The sequence below is a fragment of the Lentisphaera profundi genome (assembly GCF_028728065.1).
GTDB lineage: Bacteria > Verrucomicrobiota > Lentisphaeria > Lentisphaerales > Lentisphaeraceae > Lentisphaera > Lentisphaera profundi.
This window is the reverse complement of the sequence record NZ_CP117812.1, coordinates 1,852,496-1,868,772: the sequence shown is the minus strand read 5'-3', so window position 1 is coordinate 1,868,772 and position 16,277 is coordinate 1,852,496. Positions and strand designations below refer to the sequence as shown.

The window sequence follows — 16,277 nt, the reverse complement described above, 5'->3', positions numbered from 1 at the left end:
GTTTATTCGCATTATAATCATGTTAATAAACCTATTCTAGTACTTACCAAATTTCCCTAGCAATCAATACTACTTCATCATCCTAGTTGAAATAATAGTAATCACTATGTAACTCTTGTATTTATGACTGCTATAATAATTCCAATCACAACCATGATACCACCTATAGTGGGGTTAAATGCGCCAACAACTAAGCCGAGTAACAATAGAAGACAGCCACTTCTTTGTTTATTGTCGTACTCTTTGTTTTTTGCTTTCTTCTGTATCTTCTTGTTAGGATGACCGCATGATGGACAAGCGTGTGCTTCAGGTGAGATACTTTTGTTACAGGATTCACAGTTTATTAGCGTAGAAGTCTTATTGTTGACTTTGCTTGCTTGTGAGTCTCTGCGAGGTGAAACTTCAAATGCATTGCCACAGTAAGGGCAGTCCATAGTTAAGCCGATCATTGATTGCTCCGACTTTACAACATCACCACAACTTGTGCATAATGTATCAATACTCATCTATCATACTCCATTGTTTTTTATTTATTCACCAAACTTAATTAGCAATCAATGCTCAATCAAGTCAATTACCCTTTTACCGTGAAGGGCCTTTTGCATATCAAGTATTTCTTTGACACTCTTGCCATCAAAGGCTTTTTGCCTAATATCGTAGATTAGTTGATTCCATTCTTCTGAAGATAGCTTCTTTTCCATTGGCATGAGCTTCTTTATCTCGTTTTGGGTGACGGTCGAAAGCACTTGCATAAACCTCTGCCATTGCTCCTTAGTAAGAGTTGCATAAATATCACTAAAGCTATCATTCATGGCCTCTTCACTGGAGTAGTCCAAAGTGAGTTCATCTAGCTTGGGTTCACTGCATGAGACAAAAAGAAGCATGAGTATGAATGCTATTGTTTTGTTCATCTCCCTCCTTTTATTATGTTTTATTAGCTTTAGCAATTCTATCTTGTGAATTATGTATACTCCCTATAATGCCAAACATAATAAAAGCATATAAAATACCTAATATAGATAAACCTATTCTTATTCTATCTCTATTGGATTCTGCGATTTCTCTTTCTAGGGAAATTATTTTTAATTTAATTTCTACCTTGTCTGATTCTAATTCAATAATGCTTTTTAGTTCTTCTCTTTTGATGTCGGTATCAAAGAAATAATCATAACTTATCCATTTACTTAATGGACTTATTCGCTCTGCATATTTTATACAAAGAAAAAAAGCTAAAACTATCATTGGCCACATAAATGTTTTTCTTGCCATTGTGTATACTTTGTCACTTTGTCTAGCTAAGAAGTAGCTAGCTCCAGATACTGCTATCAGTACGGTCACTAAAGTATTTAGTATATCCATTTCCTTTCCCTTTTTTTGATTACTCCCAACTTAGCCCCTTTTTCAAAATCCTGTAGTTAAAAGATTTGAATGAATAGATTTAATATTCTCGAATTGAAGCGTGTTTGTATAAAACTAGCTCGCCTCTAAGTTTTGAACCATTTATGGGTAGGGTAGAATATAGGTATGTAACTATTAATATTCTTCAGATAAATAGCTGTGTAGAAGGTTTATACAGATGAATAGAGAGTTTTAATGGGTACTCTCATGTTGTGGTTATCACAGATAAAGCGACAGACACAAAGCTTATATGATCGCACGCAATAAGTTTTTGAAAGATTGTAAGGTCGTCAATATTAATACGCCAATTCTCAATACAATAACAATCTAAAAACAAAGATTAATCCTCTGCGATTTCTCAGCTCTTTTAATTAGGAGTTGAGTTTTTTTTGCCCAAAGCCTGTTATATTCGTGAAACGAAATAGGGAGAGGAAAAGATGACTGAAGAAGAGTTTAAGAAAAAAATAGAGTTAATAAAGTTAGAGCTTGAGAAAACTAACCGACTAAAAGATGATTTTTACTATAAAGCTCAAAATGATATCGCAATTAGAAACGCCTTTGCTAATGAGCGTCTTAACTTAACTAATCAACATAATAGTAATCACGATAGAACTGCTAGCGCATTTTCTAATAATAATAAAGCCAAAGATCAAATGATCATAACGATCTCTGTGGGGTATATCCTATTTGCGTTTACTACTGTCAATAACTCCCCTTATTTAGTTGTAACAAACGATTTTCAGTTTGGGATATTTATGTTAATAGCAACACTCGTATTTAGTCTTGCCGATTTTACCTTTTCTAATTATGTTTTATCCAAGTTACAAAAGAAGGATGATGAAGGATTCATAAATTCTTTAAATGACTTCAATAGCTTACAGAATGAGTTCTTACTCTACTTTAAATCAGCTTGTAATCAAAATTATAATTTAGCTTCTGAAAAATATGATTTTCTCATTAATACTATTGATAAGAACTGGGCTAACAACAAAGATAGAGTAACCGAGGATCTATTCCCAATATCTAAGGGTCATAATTTTAGCGATCAAGATTCAAACAACAGGAAAGCTGACGATAAGAAAAAATTATTAACTATCGAAATGACTCTAAGAAATATACAACTAGTAATTGGTTATCTAACGTTATTATTTTTCTTAGTTGGCTGTGGAACTATTAGTCTTTACTTAATTAAGTATATTTAATATTTTATGGTTTTCATTATTAATTTATTACCACAGTTCACTGGAGATTAGGCCTTCAATTTCCTCTTCTTTCTCATCCTCAAGCTTAGTCAAAAAATCTAAACCTGTAAGAGTCTTCGATAATATCTCCAATAGTTTTGGGGTCGTCTAATTTTTCACAAATCCCTATTAAGTCAGAGTGTTCTTTATAGCTGTAACTTACCGATTGAGCCGTAGTACGGGGTAAAAACGGTCTTTTATTATAGCGATAGATTTTCTAGTTGCGTCTTCTGTCTATAAAATATTTAAGTGATTTTATTACTTTTTCTGCTGAAATGATATTGTCGAATCCTTCTGTTTTATAGTCAGGCACAATGAGGAAGTCTAAGTAGTATTTACCTCCAGAAATAGTTCCTCCGCCTGTTGTTGTTGTATGACTGTTTAAATATAATGTATTATCATTTATGTAGCCATTGGTATGAGTGTTTTGATAGATAGGCATCCCGTAATGCTGCATGCTCATATCTTGATCAATAATGTAGAAAAAATTATGACCGTGCTCTTGTGTTAATTCTGCGGCTCTGTATAAAGCAACCTTATGTAGGTTATGATAGTCCTTAGGCCATGCTTGACCTGCATACACTTCATATCGCAAGTCACTGATTTTTGTTTCATCATAGCCAATGACAGCTCTGTTTGATCCAGGAATATAACTTTGTTTACGGTATTTAAGTTGTGTTGACCATGAAGAGCAACTTGTTGTAAAAGCAATAATTAAAATAATTAAAATGTATTTCATATTATATTTCCTTTTTTAGCTAATATTCTAATTTTATATAAAAGTATGGTTAGTGTTTACTTCCAAATATCAGTAGCAATCAATGCTTCAATGACTTCTTCTTTTTCGTCTTCAATCGTAGTTAAGAAATCTAACCCAGTTGAGTCTTCAATATCATTTATTGACGTTAAATATCTAGCATGAAAGTACTTCTTAGTGGTAAGACTCTTTTTAATGTCCTTGTGTGGATACATAAAAGCCAATGATTTAATTTCTTCACCATCTAAGCGAATAACGATCTTCCAGAAGTATTCAGGTACTGCAACTCTTTCTTCGCCTTCATCACCAATCCATAGAGAGGGTTTCTTATCTTTATAAGCACCACCACATATAACCCATATTCGCCCGTACTCATCAGCCCAGTCTTTGGTTTTATTCTCCATATCTAACCAAACACCAGTATTGAACTTAGCGTGTTGTGGAGAAGCGTTAATTGTCGTGTGAGTATTCCAATCAGCATTAGCTCCCAGCCTCCAAGCAATATGTTTCATACATAAGTGACCTCTATGAAAGCCACTGTGTAAATATGATTTATCATGGGGTGCTTCATCGTTGTATTTATCATCTTCAATCCAAGTAGAAGGACGATTAGGAGCTTTACCATCAGGCATGTTTGAAGGTTTAGCTCTCATCTCGTATGCTACCCAGTCGGGGTTACGGGTTAATATATTGTCAGAGTTATCATCAAAGCTCACAATGTAGGCTCTAAACTCTCTGACGAGTTCTTGTGGCTCAGTAGTCCATTTGTCATGCTCGTAGCTCTCAGTGAGCACGATTGGCTTGTAACCGCTCTTTAATCGCTTATCAGTTGTCTCGTAATTAGATTCTTCTTGGACTACCTTGTTAGGAGTGGCTTTAGGAGAGTTATTGTTGATTGCAGTACTAACGGATTCACTGACTTCAACAGCTTTAGTTTTAGTACGTTCAGCTATCTCTGGCAGTTGGTCTTTATTGCTATAGGCTACAAAGCCAATTATACCAATTAAGATGGTTACTAAGAGTTTATTAATAATTGATTTCATAGTGTACTTCAATCTCACCTATAATTGATACGAGTAATACTTATTCTTTTATTCAATTTAAAGCTATAGAATCTAAATGATTAATTGTAGAAGAATTGTTGCTCTTTATTTTGTCTTGAGATATTTAATGTTAATTTCTTGAAATTTTAGTTGTCTTTCCATAGGTGTCATAGTTACATAGGCATAGGCTTCTCCAGCTATGTTCGAACCTCCCGACTTCAATGTTAGGGTAGTTATTTCAAAAAGATAAATCCAATCACCTGAATTCTTTTCTTTTATGTATTTTGTTTCATAATCATCAAGCATGTAATGTTCCATGTGATTATTCAGATGAGCTAACTGAGCCCTAACCTCGATACTTCTTCTCTTTGCATCTTCACTACCTGCTTGGATTGAGCGTACGTATCCTGAACGTGAACGTGAAGCTCCTGTTTGAGGTAATGGTTTATATTTAGTTTTTTTACACCAAGATCTTAATTTTTCTCTCGCTAATACCCATCCTTGTAGCTGTTGATTAGAGTCTATCTTTTTAATGTCGTCATCAAAGTTGTCAATATAATCTTTAACATCTTGAGGGCATTCTGATTTTAAATAACGAAAGTGATTCGTGTAATAATCGTTAGTTAATTGTGCGCTATTTCTCTTAGATGGTATTTCATCTGCGTTTAAGAAAGAATTGTAAAGATCTTTAAACTCTCTTTGGTGTGCCATTTTAAGCTTAGAAGTAAGTAAAGCACGGTGTGTATCTGTAGCATTGCGTGGGTTTTTGGGAGAATGAAGAAGACTCTCTTTAAAAGTATTAACCCTTTTATAGTAAAGTGTATTTAGGTACTTCTTGTAATAATCATACCGTTTCTTCTTATCTATTCTAAGTTGTACGTCTTTGCTAAAAAGATTTAATGAATAACTATTGTCTTCGATGATAATAGTTTGTTTGCTAACAGACTTTAATTGACCCTCAATTTTCACATTATTTAATTGTAGATCTACATTGTCACCAATCTTAATGATTGGATACTTTGAATTGAATTTCTTCTTTAAATCCTCTAATGCAGATTTTGGATATTTTTCACTAACCAATTTGTCTACAAGAATAAGGTAGTCAGATATATCAGTTTCTGTAGGTACAGCCTTAAGGTTCAGCTCTGCTAAGACTTCTTTTTTTATCTTATCTTCATCTACAGCATTACAGGTAGATGCAATAAGAATCAATATAAAAATATATCGTTTCATTTTATATCTATAACTCATGTCTAAATTAGTTCGGTGTGTTGTTCTTATATCCATTATGAATCCTCCGTTATTCTTAGTAAGCTAAAAGCTCTAACTGATTTTCACAGTTTTATTGAGTACATAATTGTGTTTTTATCGTATATAATATTTTTGAGCTTAGATATACGTACTTATCTATTACGTCAGAGTAAGCGTAAAGCTGATTGCTTAGGGTGAATTGATATGTTTTTGATGGCTAATAATTGAATAGGTCGAACTTTTTTCAAATTCCCCATATCGAAACAAGAATTTAGCATACTTAACCCTCTAAAAAAACTCGATGTAAATCCGAAGGTACACAACTTTATTTAGCGTGATAAACTAAAAGTGTGATTTCATTAGCAATGTAGGGATGCTAGTCCCTATTAAAGTCCATATCATTTGTCTTGTAATATGTAATGCATGTAGGTGAAGTTTGTGCTTAAAAGAGTGCTCTGGGGCGGATTCGAACCGCCGACCCACAGTTTAGGAAACTGTCGCTCTATCCTACTGAGCTACCAAAGCGTGTTTTTAGAGAGTTTTGTTTTTGAAGCGCTGTAAGGTGCGGTCGTTATCGCGATTTTTCATAGTCTGGCGTTTATCCACGGTGTTTTTACCACGGCAGAGAGCTATAGAGACTTTGATTTTACCTCTTTTCAGGTGCACACCCAGGGGGATGACGGAGAGGCCTTTATGGTCAACTTCGCGCATGAGTTTTTTGATTTCGCGTTTATGGAGCAGTAGGCGACGTTTGCGCTTGGGCTCATGGTTATTGCGATTTCCTTGTTCGTAAGTAGAGATATGGCATTCGCGCATCCAAGCTTCTCCGCCTTCAAAGGCAATGAAGGCTTCGCCAATAGAAATCGATTTTTTACGGCAGGATTTAACTTCAGTACCCTGAAGTTCGATTCCAGCTTCGTATTTTTCAATAATTTCGTAATTGAAGCGAGCTTTTTTGTTGTTGGCGAGTTCCATGTGTGTCCTTAAAAAAATTAGACCTTAATATAGGTAAGCTTGTGGATGGGTCAAGTAGATAAGTGGACTCTTTAAGTTAAACAAAAACTGTCTTAAGATAGTACTTAGTAAAGGATTACTTTTAAGGCCTTAAAGTGAGAGATGTTTTATCTTGATTTTGTGAGTGCCATACGTAAATAAATCATGGGGATGATAAGAGGGTAAAGATATCGCAGCTTGTTAGGGAGCAGTACTTGTCGCATGACCTGTACGCTGGGATGAAAAAAGACAAAAGTACTAGAGCTTATTTTTTTTCGAATAGAGTAATGATTAGAGGTAGAGTAAAGAAGGAATCTTATCGCTTGTGCTACCCGCGTTAGAGAAAGTGCGGGGATATTTATTACAGGTTGAAGATCTTCGGTTTTTTGTTCAAGTTGTTTCCAGTTACAAGGAAGTATTCTAATGATTTCAGTGGAGGTCTGCCAAGTGGGCTTAACTGATTGAATAGAAATCAGGGTTTTCGCAATGACTTTTTCAAGTTGGAAGTGTTGACTAAGCTGAGCGAGTTCTTGCCAGTTAAAAGTGTCTTTTTCGCTGAGGCGGATAAGGTCGAGTAAATGACAAAGTCTCCTTTGTGGTGATTTTACACGGTGGCAGGATAAGACGAGGAATGAAAAAGCTTCAGTCATGATGGGGTAAGAGTAGTTCTGAATTTCGAGTTTTTGACTATGTTGTAGGCAGTCCTCAAAAGAAAAGTTGAGTCCGGTGCGGGGGTGATTAGGACGCCAATGCAGATCAAGAGTGATTTGTTTATCAGGATGGAACCATTCTATCTCCGAATCGGAGGAGATGAAAAGTTCTTTATTCCAAAGATTATTGTCACGGCAGAGTGAGTAACCAAGTTCAGTAAGGATGAGTGTGACTTCTTTGAGGTTTTCCGGGGATACAATAATGTCGAGATCAGAGGACTCACGTAAAGAAAAATCTTGGTAAATAGCCTGAGAAAGGAGTCCGCCTTTGTAGAAAAGGAGATCAATATGGGAATCTTTAAAAGCGGTATTGATTTGTTGTGCAGCGGCTAAAAAAGCGAGGTTGCGAAAGGCCCATTGCTCGCGATGTGATTTGAGGTAGGATCGGAATTCTGAGGGTAAAGAGGGATTGTTTTTAAGCATCTCATAAAGTTGAGGTCTGATACGGTGATAGCTGCAGAGTTCTTGGAGCTTATCGAAATCATAAGTGGTGGAGAAGTCGTAGTTTTGCGGATCGCGCAAACAATTTAGCAGGGTTTGCTCTTCTTTAGATTCACTTAGGGTGGTCATGTCTACACTCATTTTGTTGGGATAGTTTACCCATTGTAGGAGAGAAAATCAATTCACAGGACTAAGGAGAGAGCGAGTGACGAGAGTTTTCTTGATACTTTGTTGATGAAGTAGTGAAAACTTAATGAGTGGAGAAGTCAGATATGATTTCTAGCAGGCCCATGCGGTAATGTGCGAGGTGGGAACTGGTAATGGGGATGTCTTGGAGTTTGAGTCGAGCCATGAGTAGGGCGCGGCTCTCGTATGTCTCTTCCCTGGTTTCTCCGCTTTTGATGAGGTAAAAGGCTTGACGATGGGGAAGTGCAGGGATTTTCACTTTACTTGTTTTTGGTTTCGCATTTTTCTTAGTAATAAATTTTTGTGAGGAAGCTAAAGCAATAGGTACAGCAGGGATCTTAAATTCCCCTTCAGTCAAAGAAATCATTTCACTTTCCGCTTTGAATATGGACGCAAAGAGTTCCTGCCTCTGGAGAAGCAGTTCTTGCAAACGGATGTGATCATTAGGCGTCATAGTTAAGGGCTGGGTTTATTCAGCTTTGTCCTTACTTACAGTATTTTTGATTTTCTCTTTAGGAGTGTCTTCGATAGGATCTTCTGAATCGGTATCTTCATCACTATTAAGTTGAGTTTTATTTGTATTTGAGCTAGTCGATTTAGTAGGTGCTTTTTTCTTGGGTGATTTACCGCCAAAAGCGACGTCGAATTCTGGTGCGTCAAATTCAAAGGTGCCTTCGTCGCCCACTATATTATTGACTTGTTCTTCGAGTTCGGCAATTTTGCGATAAGCCTCGTGTCGAAGGACGAGCAATTCATCGATTTTACTACGGGCTTCTAGAGCGGCGCGCAGAGTATCGGTATCAGCGCCAGTGACAAGGTCAATGAAGCTAAGAGTTTTTTTAGCCATGTTTTTAGTCCTGTGTTATTTGAGATTGGGGGATGAGTTCCTTAGAACTCAGGGCAAATTCGCGGATGCTAGGAAGTGAATCATTAACTAAGTCCTGAGCAATGAGCCCGGGTAAATCGGGACAAGTAAAGCCGCGTTTTGCTAAAATAAAAATGAGAAGGCGATCAGCATCTGAAAAAAGTTGAGCAATTTGGCTCGAGTTGAGTTCAGCATAAAGTGCCAGGGTATATAAAATTTCTTTATTGCCACGTGAAAGTTTGCGAATGATATCGGGATGATTTTCCGAAGTGATAATTAATTCTTTGGCGAGTTCGGGTTTTGCGTTGTCAGCAAGTTTTATTAAAGTTTCGATTTCAAGTGATTGAGTTTCGATTAGTAAAATAAGGGCGTCAGTTTCTGCTCCACGAATAAACTCAGCCAGGACTTGCGGACATATTTTTTGATTTTTGAGCATAGATTCGAGCAGTTGCGGATGAAAACTAAGAATGCCAGCTTGGTCGGCAGGCTTAAGCTCCATGAGTTCTAGTGTGCGCTGAGCTATGTCGAAGTAAGGGCTAAAGAGCATGGGGCGTAGGATTTGGGAGCTCAAGTTCTTGCGTTCTAATAAGGTACTCTGAATAATATGATCATTGGAGTGAGCGAGGACGGCGAGAAATTCATCATCGTATTTCCCCGTTAATATAGCCTTGATCTTGACTTGGATATCGAGGTCGAAGCAAGCGCGTTTAAAGGCATCTTCATCGGCGAAGCGTTGGAGGCCTGCTATTCTTACTACTGGTGACTCATCAAAATGTAGGTATTCTCGAATCCGCAGGAGAGTTTCTTTGTTGGAAGCTAAGGTAGCGCGGACATTAGGCCCGTCATCCTGTGCTAGGATGTTGGCGGCTTGCGGTGAGATCGCGGGGTTAGCGGCTAGGGCAATTTTTTGGCTGATGTGTTGGCTCTCGCGAGCAATTTGCACCATCGCAGACACGGGTAGTCGAGAATGAGAAGCCAGAGCAATAGCGGCATTCTCCTGGAGTTCTTTTTTGCAGAGTTCCTCGATGAGTGCCGAAGGAGTGTCATTAAAAGAAGCAAGAAAATTTTCAAATTCAGGACAGTTGTGTTCATGAAAAGCGTCTTGGAGGATACGAGTGGGGATATAGTCATCTTTGAGTGAATCGAGAGTGCCTTGCAGGTCACGCTTGACTTCGCTAATGAGTTTTTTTGCTGTGATATCAATAGGCATAGTTCACTTAATCCAAAAAGATTTCACGTTTACCACCAGGTTTCTGGGGGCCTAAAATGCCGCGAGCTTCTAATTCTTCAACAATAGTAGCCGCTCGGTTGTAACCGATGCGCAAACGACGCTGAATATAAGAAGTTGATGATTTCCGATCTTGGCGAATGATATTAATAGCTTGGTTAAGAAGCGAGTCATCCTCGTCGATCTCTAGAGTTTCTTTGTTTTCTTCGTTCTCTTTGGGTGCTTGACGCATGAGGAGTTGAGCTAGGTCATTATCAAAATCGGCTTGAATGAGTGATGAACACTCTTTGACGAGATCTTCGATTTCCTCATCGCGTACGAGGGCACCCTGAAGTCGTTCGCTGGAAGCGCCACCCGGGGCACGGAAAAGCATGTCGCCTTGGCCAAGAAGTGATTCAGCACCTTTGGTATCGAGGATAACACGAGAGTCAATTTGAGAGGAGACTTTAAACGCAATGCGCGTGGGGTAGTTGGCTTTGATAATACCAGTTATGACATCGACACTTGGACGCTGGGTAGCGACGATAGTGTGAATGCCTACAGCACGAGAAAGTTGAGCAATCTGAGCGAGACAGCCTTCTGTTTCATTGCCGGCAGTCATCATGATGTCGGCCAATTCGTCAATGACTATAACCATATAAGGATAGCGTTTTGGCGTACTAGGGTCTTCGTTATCTTTGCTCGTACGTGAATTAAAGGCTGCGATATTTCTTGAGCCAACACTAGCAAGCACGCTGTAGCGACGTTTCATTTCATCAATCACCCATTGTAGAATTGCCGGAACTTTCTTGGGGTCGTTAATAACGGGCATGAGTAGGTGAGGCACTGTTCCGTATACGCTGAGCTCCACAACTTTGGGGTCGACTAAGATAAGTTCGAGTTCTGCGGGAGTGAATTTACTTAGGAGCGAGGCGAGGATGGTGTTGATACAAACTGATTTACCGCTGCCAGTAGAGCCCGCAATTAAAAGATGTGGTGCTCGCGCTAGGTCTAAGATAATGGCTTCTCCCGAGGTATTTCTACCTAAGACAAGTGGGAGGGCATCTTTGTTGTTTTGCCAAGTCGAAGTTGTGAAAAGATCGCGTATTGCCACGGGGTTAGGATTGGGAGAAGGGATCTCTAAGCCGACGTAAGGTTGCCCAGGTACGGGGGCCAAAATTCGAATGGATTTGGAATGTAGCTCCATGGCGAAGTTATTATTTAATCGGGCGATGTCGGAAACCTTGACGCCAGGAGCAGGGCGGATATCGATGCGAGCAATACGTGGGCCGCAAGTTAATTGCTGAACAACGGCATCAATGCGAAAGCTGTCGAGGGTATCTTGGATGGTCTCCATAGTTTCTTGCTTCCATTGATCGGAGGTATGAACGTATTCATCTGAGTCAATGAAGCAAGAGAGATCGGGGATTTGGTAGTTTAGGCTTTCTTCTTCGCGCTTATGAAGGTGGTCGCTTATGAGCGCTTCTTCATCAAGGCTTTCTTCAGCAGGGGTATCGACTTGTATCGGAGCTTCTTCAATAATATCCTTGTGCTCATCTGCGCTGAGGCTGAGGTGAGCAATGGTATCTAAGCTTGGTTTGGATAAATTGACTTGACGATAATGTGCAATGACGACTTGGGCTTGGTCACTCTGTAATGTGTAACTTTCTTGTTCAGCTTTGTATTGTTCGATGAGTTCTTGATAGCTCTCGATTTTTGGTGCAATAGCGGTGTTTGGAGAAGGTGTAAGGTCTTCCTTGCTGATAGCCTCAGTTTGATGAGGAGAAGGAGGCTGTTTTTCTAGTTTGGGAGAGTGATTTTTTTCTGGAAGAGGACGCGGTTCATTAGAAAAGAAGTTTTTCACAAGTCCTTTCACGGTGCGAAAAACTTTTTTCGCCGCTTCTTTGTCTTCTTTATTGACCATTAAATGATTATTTCCCAGGATGATTTCTTAGCAGGTGCTTATTTTAGATTGAGCTTGGCTAAAGTCAATTCACGTCGAGTAGAAACATGAGCTAGTAAATCTTTAGTTGATTTGAAAAGATGGCAAAAAGGAGGATTTTCTAAAGATGATATTAAGAATTTTATTATATGAGGATAAAGATGCGTTTAAAAGTTAGTAAAATCATTGAACATAGTTCAAGCATTAAAACTTTTTGTTTGGATCCACTGGATAGCTATCAAAAATATTTTGCAGGCCAGTATCTAACAGTCCATACGGGGAAAGATGGAGATGTATTACGCCCTTACTCCTTAAGTAGCTCACCGACAAATCCTGGAACTTATGAGATTAGTGTGAAATTAATTGAAGGTGGTTCGGGCTCAACTTGGATGCACACGCAAGTAAAGGAAGGTGATGAACTGATTTGTGATGAACCAGAAGGCAAATTTACACTTCAGCAGGCAGCTTTGACGAGTGTATTTGTGGCTGCTGGGATAGGCGTGACGCCGGTTTTATCTATGGTGAAATACGCCTTGGGAATAAATGATACGCGTAAACTCTTTTTCTTTTATGCTTCGCGGCACGAAGAAGATCTAGTCTTTCATCAAGAACTATTGGCACTCGCTTCTGAGCATCCAAATTTGATATATGTTCCCATAATAAGTGGTGATGTAGGTTCTGCATGGGAAGGTGAACGTGGCCGTGTGACAAAGGAATTACTAGAAAAAACAGGTGTAATTTTTAAACGTGCAGAAATTTATACCTGCGGACCCGATGAAATGATGAAAGACTTAGAAGATATGTTCTTGGCTAACAAAGGTTCCAAAAGCAATTTCCATAAAGAGTTATTCATGATTGCGGCGCCCGTGAATTCGGGTTTCTCTGGTAAGCTTACGGTGAATTACAAGGGTGTGGATTATGAGTATAATAAAGAGCAGAGCTTACTCGATTTTTTACATAGTAAAAAAGTACGAGTTCGTCATTCATGTAAATCAGGTATTTGTGGATCTTGTGAGGTGCAGCTTAAAGAAGGAGAAGTTCGTCACCTCAATGAAGATTTCTTTAGTGAAGAAGATTTAGCTGAGGGGCGCCGTTTGGCTTGTGCTTCATTTCCAATTACGGATGTGGTTGTAGATAAACATAATTAGTTTATGTGAGGATGCCGAATCGAGCTTAGTGTCTGACTTGAGATGTTTATTATTAAAATAATTCGGGTTGGCTTAAATCATTTTTAGTGAATTTGACTCCGCAGCCTAAAAGTCTGACGCGCAGTTGATTGCGTTCTAAAGCTTTGTTGAGTAATAGCTCGATTTTCTGCCAATCAAAATCTAAATCAGCGCACTCTACGGTGGTGGAAGTGAAGTCTGCAAATTTGACTTTTACCACAGATGTTTTGATTTTGTACTGAGGTTTGGCCTGTAAATATATTTTGAGCTTTGATTGGCACTCTTTAAAAATATTTTTTAGGGCGTCAGCGCACTCATGATGACTGAGGTCGTGATCGAAAGTTCTTTCTCTGGTATAAGATTTCCGTTCGCGATTGGCCTTAACGGGGCGTTCATCAATTCCGTGGGCGAGATCAATGAGTTCCTGAGCTCGATTTGTTCCTAGAACTTTTTCAAGATTCTGAGGTGAGATTTCTTGTAGGTCCGAACAGGTTACTAAGGCGAATTTACTGAGTTCCCGAAGGGTTTCTTTGCCGACGCCCCAGATCTTTTTTACCGGTAGCTGTTTAACAAACTTTTCGATGTTTTGAGGGGGGATGGTGTAGAGGCCATCGGGTTTCATCCAGTCGGATGCGATTTTTGCTAGGAATTTATTGGGCGCCACTCCTGCGGAGGCTTTAAGCCCAGTCGTAGAATAAATGTCATCTTTGATCGCTTGAGCAATGAGTGTGCCACTGCCGTGATGGAGTGGGCAGTCACTGACATCAAGAAAAGCTTCGTCGAGTGAGATGGCTTCAATGATCTGTGTGTACTTTTTAAAGATTTTGAAAACCTCAGTACTGACGTCCTTATATTTAGCCATATTTCCTGAGATAATAACAAGATCGGGGCAACGCTTGAGTGCCATGACGGTGGAGAGTGCGGAATGAACTCCAAAGACGCGAGCTTCGTAATTTGCGGTGGCAATGACCCCGCGTCGTTTAGAGGAGCCGCCGACGGCAACGGCTTTGCCTATTAGATCTGGGCGGTCTCTGATTTCAACGGCAGCAAAAAAGCAGTCCATGTCAACGTGAATAATTTTTCTTATATTTTCTTTCATCTTTAGTGCCATTTCATGTTAATAAGAAAATGCCTATTTTTTTAGAAAAAGAAAATGCTTGAGTCGGAATTTCACTTATTATTACTACTTTAATTCACTAAGAAATATTTCCGTCAATAAACTAAAAGAAGTGTGTAGCAGGGGATTAGCTTGAGATACAGAGGTGTGTTCAATGAAAATTAAAAGTTTGCAAGTAAGTGAGATTAAAACTATTGCGAGTACAGGTAGTGGTGAGTGGTGGGATAAGGAATGGACGACGGGCTTTTACAAAGTGAAGGTTGAGGGGGCTGTGTGGTTGGGCTATGAAGGTTTTAGTGATGATGGACAGGCGGATCGTCGCAATCATGGGGGGAGTGATAAAGCTGTGTGCGTATATTCGGCAGAGCATGATAATTATTGGCGTCAGCATTTAGGGGAATTTGAAGGTGGAGCTTTTGGTGAGAATTTGACTCTTTCTGGAGGAGTAGAGAAAGAAGTGTGCGTGGGCGATATCTATAGAATAGGCAAAGATGCTTTAGTTCAGATCTCTCAGCCTCGCCAGCCCTGTTGGAAATTGTCGCGAAGGTGGAAAATTAAGGATCTGACTAAACGAGTAGAAGTGAGTGCTTATACAGGTTTTTATTTCCGAGTTCTAAACTGTGGGTATGTGGAGGCGGGGCAAGAACTCGAACTTGTTGAGCGAGGTCAGTACTCGGTAGATTTCTGTAATCAAATAAAATACAAAGATAAAAATAATCGTAAAGCTTTAGATGATTTAAGTAAATATGCGCCTCTCTCAGCAAATTGGAAAGATGGCTTTGTTTCGCGCTTAAGGAGCTAGCTTTGCGTATTTCGCATAGCCATGATTTTCTTAACTTATTTTAGTCCTTTGACTAAATCTCCAATAATGAAGAGAAAAGCTAAGATTTGTATTGTAAGTAATGTTGCAAACATGTGTCCCTCTCTAGTGTTTTATTCCGCCCTATAGATTTAATACGAAGCAAAAGCTTAAGATTTGTCACAGTGAGGAGATAAACTTCAAACTTAGCTAGGATGTGAAGTTTGCATCTAAGTATTCTTTAATGAAAATGGATTATCATTATTGCTTTTTATTCTAAAGCTTTTAGGTTACTGATAATTAATTATCAGTAAGGAATATAATGAAGTATCTATTTTGTATAATTACCCTTCTAAGTTTTCAAGTATTCGGACTTAATAAAGTGACTATAGAAGTGTCCATTCCTCCATTGCAGAGCTTGGCGAAAAGTATCGGTGGTAAATGGGTGACCGTAAATAGTTTAATGAGCGAGACTCTTGATCCTCATAGCTTTAGTGTTAGTCCCGGACAAATTTCTCAAGTTCGTCAAGCGGATCTTTTATTGGTCGTGGGCTCAATGGACTTTGAGCACAAATTGATAAAACTACGGGAAGAGACACTAAATTTAGCGGTCAATATCAATATTGAAAATGAGCATCTATGGCTCGATATATATTTTTTAAGATCGGCGGCAAAGTCAGTGGCCAAAGCCATAATTAGTAAAAAGAGTGCAACTAGGGTCGATGTAGAAAAGAATTTGACCGCTTATTTAAAACGCTTAGACGAATGTGAGAAATTAATCAAAGAGAAGCGCAAAAAAATCACACAACCCATGTTTTATTCTTACCATGGTGTCTTTTATTATCTTGCCAAAGAGCACGATTTACAAGAAGTTTATATTCAGGTCAATCAGAAAACCCCAACTCCTAGAGAACTCTTAAGCATCATTAATAAAGCCAAAAAAGATAAAGTTAAAGTTATTTTCATGCAAGAGCAATTTAATGATCGTCCAGCCAAGATGATTGCTTCGAGAACAGGAGCGAAAATCATTAAAATTAATCCTTTGCAAAAAGATCCTCTCGCACTTCTCAAGTTAGCGATCGAGTCTCTCTAGCTTATGCATTCTTGCCAAGATCACAATCACGAAAATCACCATCATCACTGCCATGATCTTAAAGGCCC

General features: G+C 38.7%; 17 protein-coding genes and 1 tRNA gene. 4 read left to right on the top strand and 14 right to left on the bottom strand.

Features of this window, described 5'->3' with window-relative positions; genetic code table 11:
• Positions 1-104 precede the first annotated feature (104 nt).
• The 3 genes from PQO03_RS18655 to PQO03_RS18645 are packed head-to-tail and all read right to left on the bottom strand — an operon-like array spanning position 105 to position 1,359.
• Positions 105-506 (bottom strand): hypothetical protein, encoded by a 402-nt coding sequence (locus PQO03_RS18655; protein WP_274152488.1) that lies wholly within the window; start codon positions 504-506, stop codon positions 105-107.
• A 48-nt stretch (positions 507-554) separates the two neighbouring features.
• Positions 555-911 carry a DUF6694 family lipoprotein gene (locus tag PQO03_RS18650; RefSeq protein WP_274152486.1) on the bottom strand — a complete coding sequence of 119 codons (357 nt, stop codon included), beginning with the start codon at positions 909-911 and terminating at the stop codon, positions 555-557.
• Positions 912-924: 13 nt separating this feature from the next.
• Entirely contained in the window at positions 925-1,359 is a 435-nt protein-coding gene (locus PQO03_RS18645) for a hypothetical protein (protein WP_274152485.1), read from the bottom strand.
• Positions 1,360-1,835: 476 nt separating this feature from the next.
• On the opposite strand from PQO03_RS18645, the gene PQO03_RS18640 reads away from it, so the two are divergent.
• Positions 1,836-2,600 carry a hypothetical protein gene (locus PQO03_RS18640; protein WP_274152483.1) on the top strand — a complete coding sequence of 255 codons (765 nt, stop codon included), beginning with the start codon at positions 1,836-1,838 and terminating at the stop codon, positions 2,598-2,600.
• Between the two features lie 256 nt (positions 2,601-2,856).
• Here the strand turns inward: PQO03_RS18640 and PQO03_RS18635 are convergent, their stop codons facing one another.
• The 10 genes from PQO03_RS18635 to PQO03_RS18590 all read right to left on the bottom strand — a co-directional run bounded on the left by PQO03_RS18635 (position 2,857) and on the right by PQO03_RS18590 (position 12,016).
• Positions 2,857-3,378, bottom strand: coding sequence for a CC0125/CC1285 family lipoprotein (locus tag PQO03_RS18635; RefSeq protein ID WP_274152481.1), 522 nt, complete (start codon positions 3,376-3,378; stop codon positions 2,857-2,859).
• A 56-nt stretch (positions 3,379-3,434) separates the two neighbouring features.
• Complete coding sequence (locus PQO03_RS18630; RefSeq protein WP_274152480.1) at positions 3,435-4,439, bottom strand: DNA/RNA non-specific endonuclease; 1,005 nt, start codon at positions 4,437-4,439, stop codon at positions 3,435-3,437.
• Between the two features lie 105 nt (positions 4,440-4,544).
• Complete coding sequence (locus tag PQO03_RS18625) at positions 4,545-5,726, bottom strand: hypothetical protein (RefSeq protein WP_274152479.1); 1,182 nt, start codon at positions 5,724-5,726, stop codon at positions 4,545-4,547.
• A gap of 415 nt (positions 5,727-6,141) precedes the next feature.
• Positions 6,142-6,215: transfer RNA gene (locus PQO03_RS18620), tRNA-Arg, on the bottom strand.
• Positions 6,216-6,221: 6 nt separating this feature from the next.
• A complete protein-coding gene (gene smpB / locus PQO03_RS18615; protein ID WP_274152478.1) occupies positions 6,222-6,665 on the bottom strand; it encodes an SsrA-binding protein SmpB in 444 nt (147 codons plus the stop codon).
• A 146-nt stretch (positions 6,666-6,811) separates the two neighbouring features.
• Positions 6,812-7,963 (bottom strand): nucleotidyltransferase domain-containing protein, encoded by a 1,152-nt coding sequence (locus tag PQO03_RS18610; RefSeq protein ID WP_274152477.1) that lies wholly within the window; start codon positions 7,961-7,963, stop codon positions 6,812-6,814.
• 121 nt (positions 7,964-8,084) lie between these two features.
• Positions 8,085-8,474, bottom strand: coding sequence for a hypothetical protein (locus PQO03_RS18605; RefSeq protein WP_274152476.1), 390 nt, complete (start codon positions 8,472-8,474; stop codon positions 8,085-8,087).
• Between the two features lie 15 nt (positions 8,475-8,489).
• Positions 8,490-8,867 carry a hypothetical protein gene (locus PQO03_RS18600; protein WP_274152474.1) on the bottom strand — a complete coding sequence of 126 codons (378 nt, stop codon included), beginning with the start codon at positions 8,865-8,867 and terminating at the stop codon, positions 8,490-8,492.
• 4 nt (positions 8,868-8,871) lie between these two features.
• The gene (locus PQO03_RS18595) at positions 8,872-10,095 is read right to left on the bottom strand and encodes a hypothetical protein (protein WP_274152473.1); all 1,224 of its coding nucleotides are present in this window, start codon (positions 10,093-10,095) and stop codon (positions 8,872-8,874) included.
• 7 nt (positions 10,096-10,102) lie between these two features.
• Positions 10,103-12,016 carry a DNA translocase FtsK gene (locus PQO03_RS18590; RefSeq protein ID WP_274152472.1) on the bottom strand — a complete coding sequence of 638 codons (1,914 nt, stop codon included), beginning with the start codon at positions 12,014-12,016 and terminating at the stop codon, positions 10,103-10,105.
• A gap of 179 nt (positions 12,017-12,195) precedes the next feature.
• On the opposite strand from PQO03_RS18590, the gene PQO03_RS18585 reads away from it, so the two are divergent.
• The gene (locus tag PQO03_RS18585) at positions 12,196-13,182 is read left to right on the top strand and encodes a flavin reductase family protein (protein WP_274152471.1); all 987 of its coding nucleotides are present in this window, start codon (positions 12,196-12,198) and stop codon (positions 13,180-13,182) included.
• A 52-nt stretch (positions 13,183-13,234) separates the two neighbouring features.
• On the opposite strand, the gene dinB is transcribed toward PQO03_RS18585, so the two are convergent.
• A complete protein-coding gene (dinB, locus tag PQO03_RS18580) occupies positions 13,235-14,299 on the bottom strand; it encodes a DNA polymerase IV (protein ID WP_274152470.1) in 1,065 nt (354 codons plus the stop codon).
• 172 nt (positions 14,300-14,471) lie between these two features.
• Here dinB and PQO03_RS18575 point away from each other — a divergent pair, with 172 nt between their 5' ends.
• Both PQO03_RS18575 and PQO03_RS18570 read left to right on the top strand, forming a co-directional pair.
• Positions 14,472-15,119: an MOSC domain-containing protein gene (locus PQO03_RS18575; RefSeq protein WP_274152468.1), complete on the top strand. Its 648-nt coding sequence runs from the start codon at positions 14,472-14,474 to the stop codon at positions 15,117-15,119.
• Between the two features lie 319 nt (positions 15,120-15,438).
• The gene (locus PQO03_RS18570) at positions 15,439-16,209 is read left to right on the top strand and encodes a metal ABC transporter substrate-binding protein (RefSeq protein WP_274152467.1); all 771 of its coding nucleotides are present in this window, start codon (positions 15,439-15,441) and stop codon (positions 16,207-16,209) included.
• Positions 16,210-16,277: the final 68 nt, after the last annotated feature.